General features: G+C 57.3%; 27 protein-coding genes and 1 pseudogene. 13 read left to right on the plus strand and 15 right to left on the minus strand.

The features are described 5' to 3' along the window. Nucleotides 1–10: 10 nt before the first annotated feature. From IPP88_12705 to moaA, 15 genes are all read right to left on the minus strand, one after another. Nucleotides 11–454 (minus strand): DUF1841 family protein, encoded by a 444-nt coding sequence (locus tag IPP88_12705; GenBank protein ID MBL0123547.1) that lies wholly within the window; start codon nucleotides 452–454, stop codon nucleotides 11–13. Nucleotides 455–469: 15 nt separating this feature from the next. Continuing rightward, nucleotides 470–1,111, minus strand: a complete 642-nt coding sequence (nth, locus tag IPP88_12710) for an endonuclease III (GenBank protein ID MBL0123548.1) — start codon at nucleotides 1,109–1,111, stop codon at nucleotides 470–472. A 17-nt stretch (nucleotides 1,112–1,128) separates the two neighbouring features. Then, a complete protein-coding gene (locus IPP88_12715) occupies nucleotides 1,129–1,680 on the minus strand; it encodes an RnfABCDGE type electron transport complex subunit B (GenBank protein ID MBL0123549.1) in 552 nt (183 codons plus the stop codon). Between the two features lie 10 nt (nucleotides 1,681–1,690). Continuing rightward, nucleotides 1,691–2,812 (minus strand): alanine dehydrogenase, encoded by a 1,122-nt coding sequence (locus IPP88_12720; protein MBL0123550.1) that lies wholly within the window; start codon nucleotides 2,810–2,812, stop codon nucleotides 1,691–1,693. Nucleotides 2,813–2,828: 16 nt separating this feature from the next. Continuing rightward, the gene (locus tag IPP88_12725; GenBank protein ID MBL0123551.1) at nucleotides 2,829–3,845 is read right to left on the minus strand and encodes a quinone-dependent dihydroorotate dehydrogenase; all 1,017 of its coding nucleotides are present in this window, start codon (nucleotides 3,843–3,845) and stop codon (nucleotides 2,829–2,831) included. A 98-nt stretch (nucleotides 3,846–3,943) separates the two neighbouring features. Continuing rightward, on the minus strand, nucleotides 3,944–4,672 hold the full coding sequence (locus IPP88_12730) for an arginyltransferase (GenBank protein ID MBL0123552.1): 729 nt from the start codon (nucleotides 4,670–4,672) through the stop codon (nucleotides 3,944–3,946). Continuing rightward, entirely contained in the window at nucleotides 4,659–5,390 is a 732-nt protein-coding gene (locus IPP88_12735; protein MBL0123553.1) for a leucyl/phenylalanyl-tRNA--protein transferase, read from the minus strand. Before IPP88_12735 ends, IPP88_12730 begins: the two co-directional genes overlap by 14 nt. Nucleotides 5,391–5,451: 61 nt before the next feature. After that, on the minus strand, nucleotides 5,452–6,168 hold the full coding sequence (locus IPP88_12740; protein ID MBL0123554.1) for a hypothetical protein: 717 nt from the start codon (nucleotides 6,166–6,168) through the stop codon (nucleotides 5,452–5,454). A 48-nt stretch (nucleotides 6,169–6,216) separates the two neighbouring features. Continuing rightward, the gene (locus IPP88_12745) at nucleotides 6,217–7,485 is read right to left on the minus strand and encodes a molybdopterin molybdotransferase MoeA (GenBank protein ID MBL0123555.1); all 1,269 of its coding nucleotides are present in this window, start codon (nucleotides 7,483–7,485) and stop codon (nucleotides 6,217–6,219) included. A gap of 24 nt (nucleotides 7,486–7,509) precedes the next feature. Then, on the minus strand, nucleotides 7,510–8,082 hold the full coding sequence (locus IPP88_12750) for a 2'-5' RNA ligase family protein (protein ID MBL0123556.1): 573 nt from the start codon (nucleotides 8,080–8,082) through the stop codon (nucleotides 7,510–7,512). Nucleotides 8,083–8,098: 16 nt separating this feature from the next. After that, complete coding sequence (mobA, locus tag IPP88_12755; protein ID MBL0123557.1) at nucleotides 8,099–8,680, minus strand: molybdenum cofactor guanylyltransferase MobA; 582 nt, start codon at nucleotides 8,678–8,680, stop codon at nucleotides 8,099–8,101. Next, nucleotides 8,677–9,516: a formate dehydrogenase accessory sulfurtransferase FdhD gene (locus tag IPP88_12760; protein ID MBL0123558.1), complete on the minus strand. Its 840-nt coding sequence runs from the start codon at nucleotides 9,514–9,516 to the stop codon at nucleotides 8,677–8,679. Before IPP88_12760 ends, mobA begins: the two co-directional genes overlap by 4 nt. An 85-nt stretch (nucleotides 9,517–9,601) precedes the next feature. Next, nucleotides 9,602–10,270 (minus strand): DUF2461 domain-containing protein, encoded by a 669-nt coding sequence (locus tag IPP88_12765; protein ID MBL0123559.1) that lies wholly within the window; start codon nucleotides 10,268–10,270, stop codon nucleotides 9,602–9,604. Between the two features lie 84 nt (nucleotides 10,271–10,354). Further along, nucleotides 10,355–10,774 (minus strand): hypothetical protein, encoded by a 420-nt coding sequence (locus IPP88_12770; protein ID MBL0123560.1) that lies wholly within the window; start codon nucleotides 10,772–10,774, stop codon nucleotides 10,355–10,357. 2 nt (nucleotides 10,775–10,776) lie between these two features. Beyond that, nucleotides 10,777–11,874, minus strand: coding sequence for a GTP 3',8-cyclase MoaA (gene moaA / locus IPP88_12775; GenBank protein ID MBL0123561.1), 1,098 nt, complete (start codon nucleotides 11,872–11,874; stop codon nucleotides 10,777–10,779). Between the two features lie 57 nt (nucleotides 11,875–11,931). On the opposite strand from moaA, the gene IPP88_12780 reads away from it, so the two are divergent. The 13 genes and pseudogenes from IPP88_12780 (at nucleotide 11,932) to IPP88_12840 (ending at nucleotide 23,363) form a co-directional block, all read left to right on the plus strand. Continuing rightward, nucleotides 11,932–12,423: a DUF3305 domain-containing protein gene (locus IPP88_12780; protein ID MBL0123562.1), complete on the plus strand. Its 492-nt coding sequence runs from the start codon at nucleotides 11,932–11,934 to the stop codon at nucleotides 12,421–12,423. Further along, nucleotides 12,324–13,034: a DUF3306 domain-containing protein gene (locus IPP88_12785; protein ID MBL0123563.1), complete on the plus strand. Its 711-nt coding sequence runs from the start codon at nucleotides 12,324–12,326 to the stop codon at nucleotides 13,032–13,034. Before IPP88_12780 ends, IPP88_12785 begins: the two co-directional genes overlap by 100 nt. Before the next feature lie 309 nt (nucleotides 13,035–13,343). Then, on the plus strand, nucleotides 13,344–14,852 hold the full coding sequence (locus IPP88_12790) for a 4Fe-4S binding protein (GenBank protein ID MBL0123564.1): 1,509 nt from the start codon (nucleotides 13,344–13,346) through the stop codon (nucleotides 14,850–14,852). 160 nt (nucleotides 14,853–15,012) lie between these two features. Continuing rightward, on the plus strand, nucleotides 15,013–15,696 hold the full coding sequence (locus tag IPP88_12795; GenBank protein MBL0123565.1) for a molecular chaperone TorD family protein: 684 nt from the start codon (nucleotides 15,013–15,015) through the stop codon (nucleotides 15,694–15,696). A gap of 52 nt (nucleotides 15,697–15,748) precedes the next feature. Further along, nucleotides 15,749–15,967 carry a hypothetical protein gene (locus IPP88_12800; GenBank protein MBL0123566.1) on the plus strand — a complete coding sequence of 73 codons (219 nt, stop codon included), beginning with the start codon at nucleotides 15,749–15,751 and terminating at the stop codon, nucleotides 15,965–15,967. Between the two features lie 29 nt (nucleotides 15,968–15,996). Next, nucleotides 15,997–18,917 (plus strand): annotated as a pseudogene (locus IPP88_12805) (formate dehydrogenase subunit alpha). Nucleotides 18,918–18,944: 27 nt separating this feature from the next. Beyond that, complete coding sequence (locus IPP88_12810) at nucleotides 18,945–19,562, plus strand: 4Fe-4S dicluster domain-containing protein (GenBank protein MBL0123567.1); 618 nt, start codon at nucleotides 18,945–18,947, stop codon at nucleotides 19,560–19,562. Beyond that, a complete protein-coding gene (locus IPP88_12815; protein MBL0123568.1) occupies nucleotides 19,559–19,789 on the plus strand; it encodes a hypothetical protein in 231 nt (76 codons plus the stop codon). Before IPP88_12810 ends, IPP88_12815 begins: the two co-directional genes overlap by 4 nt. A 12-nt stretch (nucleotides 19,790–19,801) precedes the next feature. Next, nucleotides 19,802–20,899 (plus strand): formate dehydrogenase subunit gamma, encoded by a 1,098-nt coding sequence (locus tag IPP88_12820; protein ID MBL0123569.1) that lies wholly within the window; start codon nucleotides 19,802–19,804, stop codon nucleotides 20,897–20,899. Between the two features lie 11 nt (nucleotides 20,900–20,910). Next, nucleotides 20,911–21,234 carry a hypothetical protein gene (locus tag IPP88_12825; GenBank protein MBL0123570.1) on the plus strand — a complete coding sequence of 108 codons (324 nt, stop codon included), beginning with the start codon at nucleotides 20,911–20,913 and terminating at the stop codon, nucleotides 21,232–21,234. Further along, on the plus strand, nucleotides 21,212–21,781 hold the full coding sequence (locus IPP88_12830) for a superoxide dismutase family protein (GenBank protein MBL0123571.1): 570 nt from the start codon (nucleotides 21,212–21,214) through the stop codon (nucleotides 21,779–21,781). The genes IPP88_12825 and IPP88_12830 overlap by 23 nt, the downstream gene beginning before the upstream one ends. Nucleotides 21,782–21,988: 207 nt before the next feature. After that, nucleotides 21,989–22,585, plus strand: a complete 597-nt coding sequence (locus IPP88_12835) for a superoxide dismutase (protein MBL0123572.1) — start codon at nucleotides 21,989–21,991, stop codon at nucleotides 22,583–22,585. Nucleotides 22,586–22,619: 34 nt separating this feature from the next. Beyond that, a complete protein-coding gene (locus IPP88_12840) occupies nucleotides 22,620–23,363 on the plus strand; it encodes a DUF3047 domain-containing protein (protein MBL0123573.1) in 744 nt (247 codons plus the stop codon). Nucleotides 23,364–23,375: the final 12 nt, after the last annotated feature.

Consider the following 23,375-nt stretch of genomic DNA (forward strand, 5'->3'; position numbering starts at 1 on the left):
ATTGGTGACATCACTTGCCGCTCTTTCGCATCAGGCATGTCAAATAGAGGCCGGCGTCCGGTGCGCTTCGATTGCGCTGTGCCTGCCAGATCATTTCCGCGAGGCAGTCCATCATCTCGTGCTCCGCGTCAAGAACCGAGCCAAGTTTTGTGCTCAACGTCAGATGATGCCCACGCACGCCGCCAGGTTGATCGATTGAAATCTGCTCGCGGATGGCGATATGCATGCCCAGATGCAAAAATGGATTGGTCTCGCCGAATTCGGGTGGATAATCGCGGTCGCGAAAGGTTTGCAGGTAGCGATCACGATTGTTGAGCATGGCATGATATTCAGGGTGCACGGCAATCACCTCGACCGCCATCGATTCCATCGCCGACAGCGGCTCATTCGCGCCATACTTTCGCCAGGCCTCGAACAGGAAATCACGCGCCTGATCGCGTGAGGGATTAAACATGGGGAGTTTTCCTGTTCATTCGACAAACTTCGCTTTTTCCTTGAAGCCGCAGATATCAAACACCGCGCACTGGCCGCACTTCGGCTTGCGTGCGACACAGGTGTAGCGTCCATGCAATATCAGCCAGTGGTGGGCGTGCATGCCGAACTCGTCCGGCACGACCTTCAATAATTTTTGCTCCACGGCGACAACATCCTTGCCGGGTGCCAGGCCCATACGATTGCTGATGCGAAAAATGTGAGTATCCACCGCCATGGTTGGCTCGCCGAACGCTACATTCAGCACCACGTTTGCTGTTTTGCGACCGACGCCCGGCAGGGCTTCCAGCGCTTCGCGCGAATGTGGCACTTCGCCGCCATGCCGTTCGACAAGCATTCTGCACATGCCGATCACATTCTTCGCTTTAGTACGAAACAGGCCAATAGTTTGTATGTACGGAATGAGCTTTTCTTCGCCAAGCGCCAATATGGCGTGCAGCGTGTTCGCGACCGGAAAGAGTTTGTCGGTGGCGATATTGACGCTTTTGTCGGTTGCCTGTGCGGAAAGGATCACCGCGACCAGCAATTCAAACGGCGAGGCGTATTCCAGGTCCGAGCGCGGATGTGGATTGATTTCCTGCAGGCGCCGGAAAAATTCGTGGCGCTCGGCGGGTTTCATTGCGCGCGAAGCGGACGTCATGGGCCGTCACCCTGAATGTCCAATACCGCGCGCTCGCGTTCCGCGAGCTGCTCGGTACGCTCATTCTGCGCGCGCTGAAGACGGAACTGATGAAACCCGTAGCGTTCTCGCGCAACGTCCCTGCCCATCATGACGGGATAAAGGGGCACTTCTTCCATATGTATGCAATCGACCGGGCAAGGAGGAATGCACAATTCACAACCGGTACATAGAGACGCGACCACGGTGTGCATGAACTTGCTGGCGCCGACGATGGCGTCGGTGGGACACGGCGCCAGACACTTCGCGCAGCCGATGCAAGCCGTGCCATCGATAACCGCGATGCGGTGCGGCAAATGGAGCCCACGGCTGGTATCAAGCGGCACCGGTGTGCGCGCGAGCAGGGCCGCGAGTCCCGCGATGCCGGCTTCGCCGCCCGGCGGGCAGCGATCGATTTCCGCCTCACCGGCTGCGATTGCCTCGGCGTAGGGCATGCAACCGTGAAAACCGCACTGCTTGCACTGCGTTTGCGGAAGCAGGGCATCGATCCTGAGGGCGAGCGTGGTCATTTATGTTGAATCAGCACGAGAACAGGATGGCATCGAGATCGAGATGTGGCCGGCTCAATTCGCGGGCAATGGCTGAGTGGGTGACGTGCCCGCCGTGAATCTGTAGCCCAGCCGCCAAACCGCTGTCATCGCGCAAGGCACGTGTGAGACCCTTGTCGGCGAGCGCCTTTGCGAGCGGGAACACCGCGGCCGAAAGCGCCATGCTGGCTGACCGGGGCACCGCCGCAGGGATGTTTGCGACAGCGTAATGCGTGACGCCTTCTTCGACATAGGTTGGCGCCGAGTGCCAGGTCGGACGAGAGGTCTCTGCAACACCTCCGCCATCAATACAGATTTCAATCAGCACCGCGCCAGGACCTTTGCGAAGAGTCATTGTTTTCATGTCGCGCCGCATGAGCAGCTTGGGCGTGGCGGTGCCGGGAATATTGACTGCGCCAACGACAACGTCTGCATCCCGGATGGCGCCGGCCAGCGTGGCAGGATTCATCGTCATGGTACGTGCCCTCAAGCCCAGTTTATCGGCAAGTGCCGCCAGTCGAGGCCCCTCCCGCGAAATCACGCTGACATCGGCACCCAGTGCAATGGCGGTGTCTGCCGCGGCGACACCGGCGCTGCCCGCACCAAGAATGACAACCTGCGCGTCGCCCATCGCCACGCCGCGCCCGCCGTTCGGCGTCATAAGCAGATTGGCGGCAATTGGAACCGCGAGCTTGCCTGCGATCACGGACATTGGCGCCAGAATGGCAAGCCGGCGGGATGCGTCCTCCACCGTTTCAAACGCGATGCCGGTGATTCGTCTGGCGAGCAATTCTTCCGCCATCGGTACGTCCGCGCCCAGGTGCAGGAACGAAAACAGCATGCTTCCCGGATTGAGCAATCGCCACTCGTTGACGGGGCTACCCTGAATTTCCTTTACTTTCACGACCAGTTCGCAATCGAAAGCCTTGCTTGCGCTATCGACGATTTCTGCGCCAGCCCCGGCATAGTCAGCATCGGAAAAGCCGGAACCGCTGCCCGCGCCGCGTTCGACCCGTACCGGATGTCCTGCTGCAATCAGCAAAGCAATCGCATCTGGCGTGAGTGCCACGCGACGCTCGCCGTCTTTGATCTCTTTGGGAAGGCCAATGATCATGAAAGTTACTGCGCCGCTACGTCCTGGAAAGTTCGCGAACCGCGTCGCGAATCAGGTCCGGGCCGTGATAAATGAAGCCGGTGTAAATTTGCACCAGCGATGCGCCGGCGTTCATTTTGGTTTTAGCGTCCATCCCCGACATGATCCCGCCGACACCGATAATCGGGATGTTTCCTTTCAGCGCTTTGGCAAGCTCACGCAACACTTCCGTGGAGGAAGAAAACAGTGGCTTGCCCGAGAGACCGCCAGCTTCCTTGGCCAACGGGTGATCGCGTACGGCGTCGCGGGAAATCGTCGTATTGGTGGCGATAATGCCCTCAAAACCATTCTCGAGCGTTAACGCGGCAATTTCACGAATCGATTTCAGGTCGAGGTCAGGGGCAATTTTCAGCACAAGGGGTACGTGTTTTTGGTGCTTTTTCGCAAGTCGAACTTGCTCGGCCTTCAGTGTCGAAAGCAGTTTTTCCAGTTGCTCGGCGGCCTGCAAATCGCGCAGCCCCTTGGTATTCGGCGAGGAAATATTGACGGTCACATAACTGGCGAATGGATAAACGCCGTTCAGGCAGGTGACGTAGTCATCAACGGCATTGTCGATCGGCGTATCAAAATTTTTTCCGATGTTGAGTCCCAGCACGCCCTTGAATTGCGCGCGCTTGACGTTGGCGATGAAGGCATCGAGTCCCAGATTGTTGAATCCCAGGCGATTAATAAGCGCCTCGTGTTCGGGCATGCGAAACATTCGCGGCTTGGGATTGCCCGGTTGAGGGCGAGGCGTCACGGTGCCAACTTCGATGAAGCCGAACCCCAATGCCGCCAGCGCATCAATGTATTCGCCATTCTTGTCCAGCCCGGCCGCCAATCCGACGGGGTTATCGAATCGCAGTCCCATCACCTCGCGGGGCGCGGACAGCCGCGAGGCGATCAGGCCGGACAAATGCAACTTGTGGATTCTTCGCAGCGAATGCAACGCGATGTGGTGGGCGACCTCGGGGTCGAGCGCAAACAGGGCAGTACGGGCGATGGGGTAGAGCACTAGAGCCTGACGTGGGATTGATATAGATGTGGGCTTCACCTACATTTTATCGTACCGTACGTCCGGCACGCGTCGACGGCGATTCCCCTGACGCAGGATCAGCTCAACGCAAGGCGTGCCCAGTTTCCCCGCACCAATCCCTCGATCGGGCGGAATTCTGTCTTGTAACTCATCTTGCGGGACTCTTCGATCCAGTAACCAAGATAGACGAAAGGCAACCCGCGGCGGCGTGCCTCGGAAATCTGCCAAAGCACGCTATAGGTACCGAGCGATTGGCGCGCGCGTTCGGGATCGAAGAACGTATAGACCGATGACAAGCCGTCCGCGAGATCGTCCATGATGGCGACCATGCGCAGATAGCCCTGCTCACGAAATTCGACCAGCCGGGTATTGACGTTGCTTTGCAGCAGGAAATGCGAATACTGTTCACGACTGTCGTGATCCATACCGCCGCCGGGATGGCGCATGGATTGGTAACGGCGATAGAGCGCGTAGTGTTCGTGCGAGAACTTGAGTTCCATCACTCTTGCCGTGAGGCCCGCGTTGGCCTTGAGCGTGCGTCGCTGCGTACGGCTGGGATTGAATTCATTGACGATAACACGCACTGGCGTGCAGGCACGACATTGATCGCAGTACGGACGGTATGTGAATGCGCCACTGCGGCGGAAGCCTGACGCCACCAGATGACCGTAGGTGGCGGTATCAATCAGGTAGCTTGGCGTGGCGACCTGCGAGCGCGCGAGTCGGCCCGGCAGGTAGCTGCACGGATACGGTGCAGTTGCGTAAAACTGCAGATTCGCGAATGGCAAATCGTTAAGTTTTGACATTTTCCACGCGCCAATTGGATCCGGACTGCCGCAAGTCTATCAATTCTGCCAGGCGCTGCACGAAGTCCCGGCGCGGAATCGGTCTCGCGCCGAAACTCGCCAGGTGCCGCGTCTGTTGCTGGCAATCGATTAGCTCAAAACCGTCGCGCCGGAGCTTGTCCACCAGCGCAACCAATGCAACCTTCGAGGCGTCGGTCGCGCGGGTGAACATCGATTCGCCGAAAAACATGCGGCCCAGCGCAATGCCATAGAGCCCCCCGATCAGTTCACCGCCGTTCACGGCGCCGGTTTCGCTATTCGTATCTCCCGGCAGCCAGCTCTCGACCGAATGTGCAATGCCCAACGCGTGCAGGCGAATGTAGGCTTCCTGCATTTCCTTGACGATCCAGGTTCCGCCTTCCGGACCGCGTGGCGCGGCACATCCCGCAATGACGTCGGCGAACGCGGTATCGAAGCGCGTCTCGAATTTTTCTGATTTCACCGTTTTGGCAAGTGACTTCGAGATCTTGAACTCAGCAGGGAAGAGCACCATGCGCGGGTCCGGGCTCCACCACAAAATGGGTTGATCGTCGGAAAACCAAGGAAAAATGCCGCGCGAATAGGCGTCAATAATGGTGGCAGGCTCAAGATCGCCACCTGCACAAAGCAGTCCGTTGGGTTCTATGCGTGCGAGTGCCGTATCGGGAAAACCGTTGGCGGGATTGAGCCACGGAATCATCGTCGAGTCGCCTGCCTTTGAATCCGGCAGAATCCAATCGCCATCGAGCTGGGAAAGATTTTCAGCATTGCGCCGTTTGTGTTGAGTAGTTCACAAGATCCAGAAGTTTGGTCGTACCGGCAACGGCATCCTTTGCCCGATCGCCCATTTCCATCGAAAGCTTAAAATCGTATTTTAGAAAAAACTCGTTGAACTTCTCGCCGCCAAATGTTCCGACCGCAAAAATTTCATCGGTCGCGGCATCGTGTTCCAACAGAATGGCCGCGAGCGGTTGAGGCGCGGGTCCACTGACGACTTTTGCGCCGGCGAACGGGTCGTACACGCTCTTGTCTGAGCAACAGGTGATGACCTTGCCGCGGGAACTCGCCTTACTCGGGCTGGCGCGAAAGCCGATGAAGCTCACCTGCCGGGTTGGATACGCCAGCTTGTGCGCGCAGATAGCGGAATAGGCGACTATCGTCCTGTTGGAACCAACGCCGCCCGGCCAGTCGTAGACATTGCCGGCTTCGGTCTTCAGGCTCACCGTATCGGCTACCGGCCCGTCAAGATTCAACAGGAAGCAAGGCGTCGATGCGTAAGGATAGTGGAAGACATAGTTGTAATTGGCTTTGAGTGATTTCGCCTTGATCGCTTTGCCGTCGGCATCGACCAACTTTGCGCGCGCGTATTTGCGCACAGTGAGTGAACTTGAGGAGTTTGCGGAGGCGCCCTTGGCCCCTGACTTGGCAGCGTCCTGCGCATAAGCACACGCCACCGGACCTGAAGCATGCGCGGTCACACTGGCAACACAAATTCCGATGAACTTGCGGCGCGCCTGCTCCATGCCCTAAATCACGCCTTCCAGTATTTGCACATCCACCGTCGCGCCCGCGTCGACGTTGCCGACATGATCGTGCAGCATGATGAAGCAATTGGCGTCCGACATTGATTTCAGGATGCCCGATCCCTGTTCCCCCGTCGTTCTAACGTTGAACTCACCATTTTCGAGATACAGCACGCCGCGCTGAAACTCGGTCCGGCCCGGCGCCTTCCTGATGGGTGAGGTACAGATTGCTTTCAACAGCGGTTGCACGGGCAATGGATTCACACCCTGCAAAATGAGCAACGCATCACGGACGAACTGATAGAACGTCACCATTACCGATACGGGATTCCCCGGCAGACCGAAAAAATGTGCGTTGCCAATTTTCCCGTAAGCGAGTGGCCGTCCAGGCTTCATCGCGATTTTCCAGAACACGACTTCACCGAGTTTGGCGAGCAACGATTTGACGAAATCCGCTTCGCCCACCGACACACCACCGGAGGTGATAACCACATCGCCGATTGCGCTGGCATCGTGAAATGCCTGCTCCAGCAATGCCGGATCGTCGCGAATCACGCCCATGTCGATGACTTCGCAGCCCATGCGCGCCAGCATGCCGTGCAGCGTATAGCGGTTGCTGTCGTAAATTTGCCCTTCGGCGAGCGGACTGCCAATCGATACCAGTTCGTCGCCGGTTGAAAAGAACACCACCCGCAATGGCCGATAGACGCCAATTTCCCCGATGCCGAGCGAAGCGAGCAATCCAAGTTCCGCGGGACGGACAGTACGGCCCTTTGCCAGCGCCACCGCACCAGCTTTCAGGTCCTCACCTGCGTAGCGTACGTGTTGCCCCTGTTTCACACCGGGGTCGAAAACAATTGACTTTCCGTCTGCTTTCGCCTTCTCCTGCATGACGACCGCATCGCAACCTTCGGGCACCACGCCGCCAGTAAAGATGCGCACGCATTCGCCTTTGCCAACGGTCTTTCCAAACGGGACCCCCGCGAAACTCGCGCCGACCTCTTTGATCGCGGCCGATGGATTCCCGGCAATATCCTGGTAACGAAGCGCCCAGCCATCCATCGCCGAGTTGATATGCGAGGGCACATTGACCGGGGAAATGATGTCTTCGGCCAGCACGCGGCCGAGGCTGCTGCGGATGGGCATACGCGCCACGCCGGTGACCGGCGAGAGAAACGCATGGATGAATTCGCGCGCCTTGGCCACCGGCATTGAATTCGGATCATAGTCGTCGGCGCAGGAGGCTTCGGCAATGGTGAGTGGTTTGTTCATTGGTCCAGTGTATCCATTTTCGATCTACGCGAAATTGAGCGGAATGGTTTTATCGATCGTGATTGTACCGTCTTGATGCAGCGTCACGATCGCGAGCTCTTTCAACACACAACGCCATTCGCCTCGTACTTCCTGTGCCGCAATATCGTGCATGACCTGATACGTGGCGCCGGACGGATTACCGGTGGCACGACCGAGCGTGACGTGAGGGACGTACGAAATGTCGTCGCGCAGGTATGCCTTGAGAATGCCGCGATACAGTTTGTCGTGAAGCGCAACGATTGCATCGGCGCGATCGCGCAGCATCAGGAAAACAAATTCGTCGAGAATGCCTTCAACATCACGAAAACTTACCGGCAGCGAGGGCCAGTTGCCAATGATGCGGCGGATGTGAGAGGCCAATTGCGTGATGGTGAGATTGGTGGGAAAGGGGTAGACCAGCGTCACATGTGCCGGGAGGTCATCCGCCATCGGATCGAACCGGCGCCGGAAAGGCTCGATGGGCGCGTCCATCGGAAACGGCGGAAACCAAACGATCGCGCGCCGCGGCAACGGCGGACGGAGCGCGAGTTTGCGGACGTTGCGTTTACCCGCCATGACTTGGCCTGCGCGCCTAGTGTCGCGACTGCTCGAAGGCGTTCAGCTCGTCGACAGTGTTGATATTCGAAAATGCCGCTTCTTCGTCATCGAATGGGACTTCCACCACGTGCAGCGTGGCATACCATTTGTCGATCTTGCGCTGGCCGCTTTCCAGAAAGGCCTGCAGATGTGGCGCGAGACTGGTTTTTGTCAGGCAAAAGACCGGGTGGGGCTGGTCGAAGGTCTTGGCGACGGCAAGATCGGCGTTATCGCGGGCCATGGCTGCCGCCAGTCGCGCGATCAAATCCAGCGGCAGGAACGGCGAATCGCAAGGGACGGTAGCGATGAGCGGATGGCCGGCATGCGCCATGCCAATCTGCAGCCCCGCGAGTGGTCCGGCGAAGCCGTCGATGGCATCAGGTATGACACGCGGGCCGAAAGCGGCGTATTCGACGAGGTTGCGATTGGCGTTGATCAGCACGTCATCGACCTGCGGCGCGAGCCGCTCCAGCACATGTGCGACCATCGGTTTCCCGCGGAAAATCCGCAGCCCCTTGTCGATATTGCCCATCCGGGAACCGCGGCCGCCGGCAAGAATAAGGCCGGTGATCTTCATGCTTTCTCCGGTGCTGGATGGTGAACGGTATCGCGTACCAGCCGCGCGGCGCCCGTGAAAAGCAGGTAATGCTTGTTCACCGCGCGCCCGATCATGGTGATGCCGGTTTTCTGCGCGATCTCATACCCCATCTGCGTAAGCCCGGAACGCGAGACCAGGAATGGAATGCCCATCTGCGCAGCCTTGATCACCATTTCGCTGGTGAGCCGTCCGGTCGTGTAGAAAATCTTGTCGCCGCCGTTGACGCCTTCCAGCCACATCCAGCCGGCGATGGCATCGACCGCGTTGTGTCGGCCGACATCTTCGATGAACGTGAGAATCTCCGTACCCGCCGCCAGCGCGCATCCATGCACCGCACCCGCCTGCTTGTAGATCGATTCATACACTCGCACATTATTCAGCAGCCCGTACAGCGTTTCTTCCGATAGGCGAACGTCCCCGGGCAGCTTCACATTTTCCAGGTCCGCCATCAGGTCGCCGAATACCGTGCCTTCGCCGCAGCCCGTGGTCTTGGTGCGCTTGGCCATTTTCTCGTCGAGGTTCTTGAGGCCGCTGCGCGTCACCACCGCGCAGGCATTGACTTCCCAATCGACCTGCACCGAGACGATCTCGTCGATCGATTCCAGCAGGCGCTGGTTACGCAAATAGCCGATCACCAGCGCCTCGGGTGCCGCGCCGAGCGTCATAATGGTGAGGATTTCGCGCTTGTCGACGTAGATCGTCAGCGGATGTTCGCCGGCAATCGGCGTGGGCCGCACGGCGCCGGTCTCGTCAAGGGCATCGACGGTAAAGGTGGAGGGGCGGGCAGAACAGGAAAGGAGGGGACGATACGTCATGTTCAATTCACAAGGATGACAAACTCAAGCACTGGTGCGGTTTACGGGGCCATAGCGCCCGGAAAGCCGCGTCTATGCTAGGGTTTTACTGTCCAAGTACTCCCCGCAACCACACGATCAGCGGATATAGATCCTCGAAGTTTCCCGCAAGTTCCTTTGCCAGATCTTTCGACTTGTGTTTCTTCATATCGATTTCCAGAAAGCTGAAAAAGTGCCGGTTCTTGATCATGTCCATCATTGGATGGTCGGCCGGCAAATGCTGATAGCCCTTCGGCGCACGCAGCATGCGGTCTTCTTCCGAGAGCCCACCAAAGGTCGCGAGGAAGCGTTTGTTCTTCAAAAGCTTCGCCACCGCATCCGGTTCCGCGAGGATTTCGTGGCGAATCTTGTTCAGCGTTTCCGGCTCCGGCATATACACGCCGCCGCCCAAGCCAAGAATGCCCTCATGATTAATCTGGAAGTAGTAACCCGGCACCGCCTTGTGATCTTTCTTCTCGCCGATCATGGCTGAGAACTGCGTTTTGTACGGCTCTTTGTTGTGGGAAAAACGCACGTCTCGGTAGATGCGGAACAGCGACTTCTTCGGGTCCACGTGTTCGATGCGTTCATCGAACCTGGCAATGCGCTGGATGATGTCCGCCACCAGTTCCGTGAACTCCTCGCGCAGGATGTCGTAGTTCGGCTTGTTGTGCAGGAACCACGGACGGTTGTTGTTTTCCGAGAGTTCTTTGAGGAATTGGAGGAGGGCGGGGATGGAGAGCCGGGAATTCGAAGGACGCCCATTGAGGGCGTCCGAGCCGGCGAGCGGAGGAGCGCTCGGGCTGACACTGGTTTTTGATCAAATGCCGCTTGCCCATATTTGCCTTTCAGTCCATACATAGCGATACAACGCGAACCAAAGTGGTACGAGAAGTCCAAACATCAGTACTGCAATCGCAATTCCAAGAGTGGGAGTGATTATTTCAAGAGTTTGCAAGTCTGTATCCCGCCAAGACATATATGCAGAGTAAACGGAGATCGACACGGAGACAGCGAAAACAATTTTCCAAATCGCGCGGCTTCCAATTTGCCGCGAATACATGTAGCCGTACAGTCCCAGTAGTTCGATACCTGCCAAAAGGGAAGTGCCGACGTCTTCCGCGTTAAATTCAAGGCCATATTGTGGCAAGAGCGAGGGGAGAAAAGGTATGCAGAATCCTGCAAGCGGCGACAAAATGAACAGAAAAAAATAGACTCGCCAAAAGATTGACTGTCGCACCGCTATCCCCCAATAAAACTCATCTCAACCTTGCGCGCCTTCGCCTCGTCGTTGGTGAGCGCCGTGCGAATCTCCGAATACCGGTCGGCCCGATGTTGCCAGATCGCCGTCAACGCATCGCGGATCGCGTCATCCGAACTTCCGCCGCGCAACAGCCGCTTCAGGTCGTATCCCTTCTCGGCAAACAAACACGTAAAGATTTGACCATCGGTGGAGAGCCGCGCACGTGTGCAGGTTCCGCAGAATGCCTCGGTCACACTGGAGATTACGCCGATCTCACCCGCCCCGTCCGCATATCGCCATCGCTCGGCCACTTCACCCTGGTAATTCGCATCGACTACCTGTAGTGGAAACGCTTCGCCAATTCGGCGAACGATCTCAGCCGAGGGAATCACGTCGTCCATGCGCCAGCCATTGGTGGCACCGACATCCATGAATTCGATGAAGCGGACGATGTGCGGCGTGCCGCGAAAGTGCCGCGCCATGTCAATAATTTCGTGGTCGTTCACGCCACGCTTGACCACCATGTTGATCTTGACAGGGCCGAGGCCTGTGTCCGCTGCCGCGTCGATGGCTTCCAGCACTTTTGCCACGGGAAAATCCACGTCGTTCATGGCGCGAAAGGTTTTTTCATCGAGCGAATCCAGGCTGACGGTGATGCGTTGCAGGCCGGCATCCTTGAGTGCACGCGCCTTGGCTTTCAACGCCGAGCCATTGGTGGTGAGCGCGATATCGATGCCGGGCAGCGCCTCGACTAGCATGGCGATCAATTGCTCGATGCCGCGCCGCAACAGCGGTTCTCCACCGGTGAGCCGAACTTTTTCTACGCCGAGGCCATGCGCGATTTTGGCGACGCGGACAATTTCCTCGAAGGTCAGCAATTCATCGTGCGGCAGGAATTCATGGTTGGCGTCGAATACCTCCTTCGGCATGCAATAGGTGCAGCGAAAGTTACAGCGGTCGGTGACGGAGATGCGCAGATCACGGATATGGCGTCCGCGCGTGTCGGCGAGCACGCGCGCTTGCGCCGCACCCTGGAGCGCGGGAATGCGCAGGCTGCGAACGTCGGCGATGGGGATGATGGTGTCGCGGTGGGACATGGTGATTGCAAGCATAACGCTTTATGGCCGCGCAATTTGCCGTGTAACATTCGCCACATGGAAAAACCAACCTTTCCGGTTTGCATTGTCATGGAACGCATCGCGATCAACAATCGCTGGCAGAGCGAGAAATGGCAATTGGCGGGCGTGTTGCCGGATGATCGCGGCAGCCGCGAGCCACGAATACTGCTCGAACGCGAAGGGTTGTTGCAAAAAATTCATCCGGGCTATGCGCTGGTCATTTATCCCGACGAAGGGGAGGGCTATTACCTGAACATCACCTCGCCTGAGCCGCGCGTATTCGTGACCTGGCGGATGAGCGAGGACGAGTCGGAAGCAATTCCGCACCTGCTGACGCTTTCCTACAACGAGGCGGCGCGCTGGATGGACGCGCAGGAGAAGGTTGATAGCGTGGCCATTCCCGAGGATATCTATTCCGAACTGGTGGGATGGGTCCAGACGAACTATCAACCACCCGAGAAGAAGCAGCGTATCCGGCCAAAGTCGTTTGCGAGCAAGGATGGGCGTTACAAGGATGGAATGTCGTGAGCGAAATCGATAAGCCTGCAGAGCCATCATTCTTGACGCGCTGGTCGCGCCGCAAGGTGGACGCGGCCGCACAGGACGCGGCAGCTGTTACGCCGGCTATACAGTCAGCGCCATTGCCGGACGTTCACGCATTGCCAAACACCAGCACTGGAGCGGTCCCTGGCGCGGAAATGGCTGGAAACCCTCTCCCAGAGCCGACTTTACTTGCGGAGCCGGAGGCAAAAGCAGCGCTCCCGTCGATTGAGAGCCTCACGCACGACGCCGACTTTTCGCCATTCATGGCCAGGGATGTTGATCCGGGCTTGCGAAATCAGGCGATGAAGAAATTGTTCACCAATCCGCATTACCAATTTGCGCAGATGGACAAGTTGGACATCTACATTGACGACTACTCCCAGCCCGACCCGATTCCGCTGGAAATGCTGCGACAGATGAATCAGGCGAAAGCGTTGTTTCTATTTGAAGATGAAGAAAAAGACTCGCCGCCCCAAGTGGATACGCCAACTGCCGGGTTGGTTGACGCCGCCCCGGTTGTCGCAGACCCCGCCCGCGCTGGCGCAGCGGAGGCTGGCGCGGACGAGAAATCCGACGCTGAAAATTCCCCTCAATAAAATGTGGAATTGCGCGAGCGATCGAGTCGTGGCTGAAGTAAAAACTATCCGTAACCAAATTGTGGCTTTCGGTTATGTACATGCCGCGCAGAATGTGTTTTAGTGCATGCCTGTACGTTTTGTTGCGTATCGAGCTGAAAATGGCTCAGGAACTGAAAGGCAGACACGAAGTGCTGCCGGCTGAAAATAACGATCGAGGAGTTGGCCATTATTCGCGAACCGCGCGAGGTGGATGCCGTAGCCGAAAGGGCTGCGGCGGTAGAACATGTCAGGACGGATTCCCACCGTCCAGGCCACGACGCATCGGTTTTGTCTGGTTCACCTGCACACCCGGCTGTTGAGCCTGCGGGGGGCAATCGACACGGCTGGTCGGTTCCACATTTCTCTGGCAATGATGCCGCCCGCATTTCCCTCGATGCCAAGATCGCCGCGCTGTTCGCGATGGCAGAACTTCCGTCGTTTGCACCGGTTGCAAGCGTGGACTATGTGTCGAACGGCAAACTGCTGATACTGGCCGATTCCGCGCGTGGACCGCAGGCGATTGAGGCGTTGGCAGACAAACTGCCGCTTGCAATGCTCTGGACGGGCGCTGACGTGCCGTCGGCGTTGCCGGACGTCGAAGTCGTTTGTGGGCAATTGCGATCGCTCTCCGGCTACCTCGGCGCATTTGAGGCCACCTTTCAGGTATCGGATGAAAGTGCGCAATCAGCCGCTTTCGATCTGGTGCTCGACCTCCGCCGTGAACCCGCCTTCAAGATGCACCAACCTCCACAAGGCTATTTTCATGCCGCCGATTCGGCCGCATTCGCCACCGCCATCGCGGAATTGCCGGACATGGTCGGAGAATTTGGCAAGCCGCGCTTTTTTGCCTACAAGGATTCTCTGTGCGCACACAGCCGTTCGAAAAAAGTCGGATGCCATAAATGCATCGATATCTGCTCGACCAAGGCCATTTCATCGATTGGCGACAAGGTCGAGGTTGATCCGCACCTGTGCATGGGATGCGGTGCCTGCGCGACCGTGTGCCCGTCCGGGGCGATGGCGTATCAATATCCGCGCGTGGCGGATCGTGGTTCGCAGTTGAAGACCCTGCTCAATACCTATCGCGTTGCGGCAAGGGGGCAGGGAGGTACACCGACGGTGCTGTTCCACAACGCGACCGATGGCCGCGATCTACTGTCCGCCATGGCAACGACAGGCGCAGGAATTCCCGCCAGCATGTTGCCGCTGGAAACCTGGCACGTGGCGTCCAGCGGGCTCGATGTGCTGATGGGCGCAATAGCCTATGGCGCCGGTCATGTTGCGATACTGGTCGCGGGTTCCGAAGCACCGGAATACCTTGATGCGCTGAAGCGTGAAATGACGCTGGGTCAAATCATCCTCAACGAATTGGGTTATGCGGGAACGCATTTTTCCATTGTCGATTCGCCGGCGTTGCTGGATCGAATTGCGGCGGGTCAAACGGTACCGGTCCCGGCAGGATTCAACCTTTCCAACGACAAACGCGGCACGCTGGAGTTTGCAATTGAGCACTTGCTCAAACACGCGCCGGTAAGGCGCGATGAAATTGCTTTGCCCGGGGGGAGCCTTTTCGGAACGCTCAAGGTGGACGCGAAGAAATGCACCCTCTGCATGGCGTGCGCCGGCGCCTGCCCGGAATCGGCGTTGATGGATGGCAAGGACTATCCGCGCCTCAGCTTTCTGGAACGCAACTGCGTGCAATGTGGCCTGTGCGAAAACACCTGCCCGGAAAACGCCATCACGATGCGTCCCACGATTGCTATTGAACGACACCGCGCAAACAGGCCGTGGTATTAAATGAGGCCGAACCTTTCAATTGTATCGCGTGCGGCAAAGAAATTGGCACCAAGTAATGATCGACAAGATGCTGAAAAAACTTTCAGGGCATTCGATGTTTCAGGGTGACGGAAAATTGAAACGCTTGCAGATGTGCGCTGATTGTCGCGTGGTTGACATGATGTCGAATAAGGAAGAGGCGTCAATACTCACGGGAAAACCGATTTGCAATGACAAGCCGCCATGCAAGCCATTCAGTTTGAACAACCCTCGCCTGATCGACCCGGAAGACCAGGTGCGCGCTGATTTCTACGCGCTGCTGGCGACGCTCTTTTACCGTGCGCCGGATGAAGCCTTGTTGCGGGCGATGATGCTTTCCGCCGAACCCGAAGGCGAAGCTGCAGATGGCCTCGCGAAAGCGTGGGCGGCGCTGGCGGCAGCGTCCGCCGTGGTCAGTCACGATGCGGTCGCGGAAGAGTACGAAGCCGTATTTGTCGGCGTGGGACGCCCTCCGGTGATGCTGTTCGGATCGTTCTATTTGTCAGGCTTCATGAATGAAAAACCGCTGGCGGAATTGCGCGGCGACCTGAGCGCGCTAGGTTTTGCACGTGACCCGGCGGTCACGGAACCGGAAGATCATCTGGCGGCACTTTGCGATGTGATGCGCGCCATGATTTTGGGAGATGTTGCCGACTCACCTGCAGAGATTGGACAGCAGCGTGCATTCTTCGCTAAACATTTGCAGCCTTGGGCGCTGCAATGTTGCGCCGCAATAACACAAAATGAAAAATCAAATTACTATAGAAAAGCGGCCGCATTTGCCCAGACCTTTTTTGAAATTGAAATTCAAGCTTTTGAAATGTAGGAAATTGCTGGAAACGGACTTATTCGAATGACCCAATGGATGGAGGTACGAAATGAAACCCGAACAGAAACCTGCTGAGCCAGCCACTTCCAATCGCCGGAAATTCCTGTTGGGCGTGACACTGGGAAGTGCGGGCGCCGTTGCGGCCGTCGTCTCCGGCGGTGGTGTACAAAAGGCGCTTGAGGTCACCGCCGTGCCGGCCGAGAAAAAAATCAAGGGTTATCACGAGACGGATCACATCCGTCAGTACTACGAAACGACGCGCATTTAGCGAATTTCTGGAACCGCGAGGAGACAATCATGTTATTGACCAAGAAATCCAGCAACGTACAAAAAGATGCCGCGTCCGGTCTTGCACAAAGGATGAATACTGCCCTGGGCACTATGGATCGCCGCGCGTTCCTGCGACGTTCCGGCATGGCCGCCGGCGCAGGGGCCTTCGCATCCCAGTTGCCGTTCTCGATGGTGCGCAAAGCACAGGCGGCGGATGCTGTCGCTGAAGGCAAGCTGGAAATCAAGCGCACCGTATGCACCCATTGCTCGGTCGGCTGCGCCATTGATGCGGTGGTGCAAAACGGCGTGTGGGTGCGCCAGGAGCCGGTATTTGATTCACCAATCAACCTCGGTGCGCATTGCGCAAAAGGTGCCGCGATTCGCGAACATGGCCACGGCGAGCATCGCCTCAAATATCCGATGAAGCTGGTCGGTGGCAAATACAAGCGCATCAGCTGGGAACAGGCGATCAACGAGATCGGCGACCAGATGATGAAGATAAAAAGGGAAAGCGGCCCGGACGCGGTGTACTGGATCGGTTCCTCCAAGCACAACAACGAACAGGCATACTTGATGCGCAAGTTCGTGTCGCTGTTCGGCACCAACAACTGCGACCACCAGGCGCGCATCTGCCATTCGACCACGGTCGCGGGCGTCGCCAATACCTGGGGCTATGGCGCGATGACCAATTCGTACAACGACATGTCGAACACCAAATGTGCGCTGTATATCGGTTCCAATGCCGCGGAAGCACATCCGGTGTCGATGCTGCATATGCTTAATGCAAAGGAGCACGGCGCGCGCATGATCGTGGTTGATCCGCGATTCACACGCACGGCAGCCAAGGCCGATCAGTACATTCGCATTCGTTCGGGTACCGATATTCCGTTCCTGTTTGGCATGCTGTATCACATCTTCAGCAACGGCTGGGAAGACAAGCAATACATCAATGACCGCGTCTTCGGCATGGACAAGGTCAAGGAAGATGTGATGAAGAAGTGGAACCCGAAGGCGGTGGAAGAAGCCTGCGGGGTGCCGGAAGCCGAGGTCTATGCCGCGGCCGAGGCGATGGCCAAGAATCGCCCGTCCACCATTGTCTGGTGCATGGGGCAAACGCAGCACACGATTGGCAACGCGATGGTGCGCGCCTCCTGCATCCTGCAACTGGCGCTGGGCAATATCGGCACATCCGGCGGTGGCGCAAATATCTTCCGCGGCCACGACAACGTGCAGGGCGCCACGGATGTAGGCCCGAATCCGGATTCGTTGCCCGGGCTACTACGGCCTGCCGACGGGTTCGTGGAAGCATTGGGCGAAAGTCTGGAACGTCGATTACGACTGGATCAAGGCGCAGTACGCCTCCCAGGCGATGATGGAAAAGCCTGGCATGACCGTGTCGCGCTGGATCGACGGCGTACTGGAGAAGAACGAACTCATCGATCAGGAAAGCAATCTGCGCGCTTGCGTGTACTGGGGGCATGCGCCGAATTCGCAGACGCGCGGCGTGGAAATGAAGCAGGCAATGGAGAAACTGGATTTGCTGGTCGTGATTGATCCCTATCCGACAGCAACTTCCGCAATGCCAGATCGCCAGGAGGGCGTGTACCTGTTACCCGCCGCGACGCAATTTGAAACCGTGGGTAGCGTAACGGCGTCGAATCGTTCGATTCAGTGGCGTGAAAAGGTCATCGAACCGCTGTTTGAGTCCAAGCCTGATCACACCATCATGTATTTGCTTGCCAAGAAATTCGGCTTCGGCGATCAATTGCTGGGCAAGGCCAACGGCAAGCAGAACATCGCGCTCAAAGGGGATGAACCTGTCGTCGAAGACATCCTACGCGAAATCAATGCGGGTACGTGGACCATCGGCTACAGCGGACAATCGCCGGAGCGCCTGAAAGCGCACATGCGCCATATGGACGCGTTCGACGTGAAAACGCTGCGTTGCACCAAGGACGTGGTTGACAAAGAAACCGGTTACAACATGAATGGCGATTATTTCGGGCTGCCGTGGCCATGTTACGGCAACGCGGCCCTCAAGCATCCGGGTTCGCCCAATCTGTATGACACCAGCAAGCATGTCATGGAAGGCGGCGGAAACTTCCGCGCAAATTTTGGCGTGGATCGCGAAGGTGTCAATTTGCTGGCGGAGGATGGTTCGCATTCCAAAGGAGCGGATATCACTACCGGCTACCCCGAGTTCGACCATGTGCTGATGAAGAAACTGGGCTGGTGGTCAGAATTGACCGAGGCCGAGCAGAAAGCCGCGGAAGGCAAGAATTGGAAAACTGATTTGTCCGGCGGCATTCAGCGCGTTGTGTTGAAAGTGCATGGCTGCCATCCCTTCGGTAATGCCAAGGCGCGCGCCGTGGTGTGGAATTTCCCTGACGGAGTTCCGCAGCATCGCGAGCCGATCTATAGCCCGCGTCCGGATATGGTCGCCAAATATCCGACCCACGACGACAAGAAAGCCTTCTGGCGCTTGCCAACCCTGTACAAGTCGGTACAGGAAAAGAACAAGGACATCAGCAAGGAGTTTCCCTTGATCTTGACGTCCGGGCGCCTAGTGGAATACGAAGGTGGTGGCGAGGAAACGCGGTCCAACCCGTGGCTGGCCGAATTGCAGCAAGAAAATTTCGTCGAGATCAATCCCAAAGATGGAAGCGCGCGGCATCAAGAACAACCAGTATGTCTGGGTCATGTCGCCGACTGGCGCAAAGCTCAAGGTCAAGGCGCTCGTGACTGAACGCGTTGCATCCGGCACTACGTTTATCCCGTTTCATTTTTCAGGATGGTGGCAAGGCAAGGACCTGCTCGACAAATATCCGGAAGGCTCGGCACCAATCGTACGTGGTGAGGCCGTTAACACCGCCACCACCTACGGCTATGACAGCGTGACGATGATGCAGGAAACCAAAACCACGCTATGCCAGGTTTCGGCGGCTTAACCCTCACGGATATCAGGAGAACTCATCATGGCAAGAATGAAATTTATCTGTGACGCCGAGCGCTGCATTGAGTGCAACGGCTGCGTGACGGCATGCAAGAGTGAACACGAGGTGCCGTGGGGCGTGAATCGCCGGCGCCTGGTGACGGTGAACGACGGCAAGCCAGGCGAGCGTTCGATCTCGGTGGCGTGCATGCATTGCACTGACGCGCCGTGCATGGCGGTGTGCCCGGTGGACTGCTTTTACAAGACTGAAGAAGGCGTGGTTCTGCACGACAAGGATCTTTGCATCGGCTGCGGATATTGTTTTTACGCATGTCCCTTCGGCGCCCCACAATTTCCGCAGGCAGGCGCCTTTGGTTTGCGCGGCAAGATGGACAAGTGCACGTTCTGCGCGGGGGGACCGGAAGCGAACAACACCGACGCCGAATTCAAGAAATATGGTCGCAATCGGCTTGCTGAAGGCAAATTGCCCGCCTGCGCCGAAATGTGTTCCACCAAAGCGCTGCTGGCCGGTGATGGCGATGTCATTGCGTCCATCTACAAGCAGCGAGTGCAGACCCGTCGCAAAGGTGAGGAAGTCTGGGGCTGGGCGCAAGCGTACAAGATGGATGCGCGGATTGCACCCTTGGGAGCAAAAGCATGATGGCCCGCCAAGCACGCATTCTCGCTTTGTCGCTGGCCACGCTGATGGTGGGCGCCTGCGGCGAAATCGATCAGAACGCAAAATCCGAAAAAGTCTACGCCGGCAAGAAAGATACGCGCGCGGCGGACGGCACACAATTCGGCGGCGACAAGAAGAAATGGGAAGCCGCGCTTTCGCAGCGCAGCAATACCCAGAATGAGTACCTTCGCACCGATGTCAAGAAATAGGAGAAGAGGGTGATGATCATGAAATTCGGAAAATGTACGATGACCTGGTTTATCGGCGCGCTGGTACTTGCATCTGGCATCACGCATGCGCAACAGCCTGCGGCGCCTGTCAATGCGCCAGTGGTAACGGCGCCTGCTGCGGCGCCATCGCCAGCCGCAGAGGTAGTCACAGCCGCGCCTGCGCTGGCTGCAGGAAGCACGGCGGCTGTCGGCTGGAACAATCCACCGAAGTGGTCAGAGGTGGAGCAGAAGGCGCAATATGCGTCCGTCGCGGGGCGCGAAACGAACGTGCTGGTCGAAGATCAGGGTCAGTGGTGGCGTGGTGTTCGCAACGGCCCCGTGACCTTTTACGGCGGTATTTTATTGTTGATTGCGCCAGCGTTACTGCTGGTTTTTTACGCGATCAAGGGTTCCATCAAGCTGCATGGCAAACCGACCGGGCGCTTGGTTGAACGTTTCAATAGTGTCGAGCGAATGTCGCACTGGACCATGGCGCTTTCTTTCGTGGCCCTTGCCGCGACGGGCATGATTACGCTGTTCGGCAAGTACCTCTTGTTGCCAGTCCTGGGTGCACCGGCGTTCTCATGGGTCATCGCGACAGGTCTGCTGGTTCACAACTTCATCGGGCCGTTGTTCATGTTTTCGATCGTCGTGGCATTTTTCATTTACGTGAAAGATAACTTCATGACCGGCGCGGACATCGCCTGGCTGTCCAAGTTCGGCGGCATGTTGTCCGAGCATGAAGTTCCGTCCGGTCGTTTTAATGGCGGAGAGAAGGTCTGGTTCTGGCTCGGCGTTGTTTGCTTTGGTACGTTGGTAAGTGTCTCTGGCCTGATCATGCTGTTTCCCAACTGGAATACTGCGCGTGAGCTGATGGCACAGGCGAATCTGGTGCATGCGGTGGGCGCAATCCTATTTGCGTGCATGACCTTTGCACATATCTACCTGGGAACAATTGGTACCGAAGGCGCGTTGCAAGGTATGCGTGAAGGATATGTGGATGAAACATGGGCGAAAGAACATCACGAACTTTGGTACAACGATGTGAAGGCAGGCAAGCGTGCTGAAAAAATTGTTGGTGCCGCCCAACCCGCGGCCGGCGACGACTAACGGAGATGATGATGAAAATTTCACAATTCGTGTTGGCATTTGGCATCGCAACAATCGGCACGTCTGCATTGGCTAAAATTCCCCCAGCACCTCCGCCGGATCCTGCCGTTGCCGCAGCCAAGGCTGAGAAAGACAAGGCCGCCGCAGACAAGGCCAAGGCACTGCAGGCGGCTTCCGAGGACAAGGCCGTGCAAAATTTTCAGGCGAACATGAAGAAAGCAGGCAAACCGATTCCAAAGCCAACCGCGATCATCGTTGCGGCGGCTCCGGCGCCGGCCGTTCCCCCGGCTAAGGGCGCTGCGCCCGCAAAAGATGCCAAACCGGCCAAAAAGTAGTCCGCATCGACCCAATCAGGAGATTTGCTTGAATCATAAAATACTTGGCATTACGGTCGCGTCGGTGCTCGCCGCATGTGCGCATGTGGGCGCATCCGGTCCGATAGCGTTGGCAAAGCTTGAATCGACCAAAGGAAACACGGCAACGGGTACGGTTACCTTCACGCAAGTCGGCGACAAGGTCCGAGTCGAGGCGAATCTGAGTGGACTAAAGCCCAACGCCGAACATGGCTTCCACATTCACGAAAAAGGCGATTGCAGCTCCGGTGATGGCATGAGTACGGGTGGACATTTCAATCCGCTCGGCAAGCCCCACGGCGCGCACGAGGGAATGGAGCGCCATGCGGGTGATCTGCCCGCGCTGAAAGCCGATGCCGCCGGTCATGCAAAAATGTCAGTGATGATGGATGTAATCACCGTGTCGCCAGGAGCCACCAGCGTAATCGGCCGGGGCATGATCGTGCATCGCGATGCTGACGATTACAAAACCCAGCCTACCGGCAATGCCGGGCCACGTATCGCGTGCGCGGTGATTCAGGCCGGATAAGCCACGTTATAAATGCGTCGCATGCAATAATTCAAACGGGCACCACGAGTGCCCGTTACTTTTTCAGTGTTATTGAAAAGAAACTATCATGGCTGGCCCGGCAAAAAACTGCGAAAATGTTGTTCACATTTCTTCAGCGGGCTTGCGAAATTCTCGTTTGAGCCCATCTGCAATCTGTCGTATTACACATTACCTACAGGAGTCGCCATGACCGTTTTCGCCCAAGTCCCATTGCCCTACGCAAAGGATGCGCTTGTACCGCATGTTTCCGCCGAAACCATTGATTTTCATTATGGCAAGCACCACGCCACCTATGTAACCAACCTGAATAACCTGGCCAAGGGCACTGAATTCGAGAACCTGACGCTGGAAGAAGTGGTACGGAAAGCACCCGCAGGGCCGATCTTCAATAACGCCGCCCAAATCTGGAACCACGATTTCTATTTTCTCGGTTTCAAGCCGGCGTCGCAGGGCGGTGGTGGAAAGCCCTCAGGCGCGCTGGCTGCGGCGATCGACAAGCAGTTTGGGTCATTTGAGGAATTCCAGAAACAGTTTGACGCGAAAGCCGCTGGCACATTCGGCTCCGGCTGGGCGTGGCTGTGCAAGAAAGCGGATGGTTCGCTATCGTTGGAAAGCACCAGCAATGCCGCCACCCCGCTCACGCAGGGCCTGACCCCGCTACTGACGTGCGACGTATGGGAGCACGCCTACTACATCGACTATCGCAATAGCCGCCCGAATTACCTCAAGGGCTTCTGGGCAATCGTAAACTGGGAATTCGTTGCCGCAAATTTCGCAAAGTAACGGCTCCATATTCAGAGGTGCCGGCGTAGCCGCAATGGCGCTCGCGTTTGCCGGCTGCGCCACGTTTCCGTCGGAAAGTGTAAACGGCCATCGGTACGATGGCGTGGCGACGTTCTCCGAAGCCGCGCCGGGCGGAGAATTGCCCGGTGGCTGGCAACCCTGGATACTCTCGCGCTTCAAACGCAATACCGAGTACCGCCTGGTCAAGGATGAGGATGGCATGACGGTGGTGCGGGCTGATGCCGATCAATCAGCTTCCGGCATTATCCGGGAGCTCGATATTGACGTGAACCAGACGCCGCGGCTCACGTGGCGTTGGCGGGTGCCGGCGCTGATCAAAAGCGCTGACAACACTGACCACAATCGCGATGATTCGCCGGTACGCGTGATCTTGACCTTTGATGGTGACCACAGCAAGCTGGATGTCGAGGAGCGCGCAATTGCGGGACGCGTGAAAGCCTTGACTGGCAGGGAAATGCCTTACGCCACCATCATGTATATCTGGGAAAATCATCGCCCGGTCAACGACATCATTGAAAGCAAGCACACTAGCCGCGTTCAAATGGTAGTGGTGGAGAGCGGAATCTCAAGATCGGGCCGCTGGCTTTCGTTTGCACGCAATGTGGCCGACGACTATCGACGCATATATGGCGAGGCGCCTGGGCGCATTCGTGGCATCGGCCTCATGACCGATACCGACAACACTGGCGAAAGAACTCGTGCCTACTACGGGGATATCAATTTCTCCGCCATTCCGCCGCCCAATCCGGCGCGATAGCCGACAAAGGAT

It is taken from the genome of Betaproteobacteria bacterium (genome assembly GCA_016720925.1).
Taxonomy (GTDB): Bacteria; Pseudomonadota; Gammaproteobacteria; order Burkholderiales; family Usitatibacteraceae; genus UKL13-2.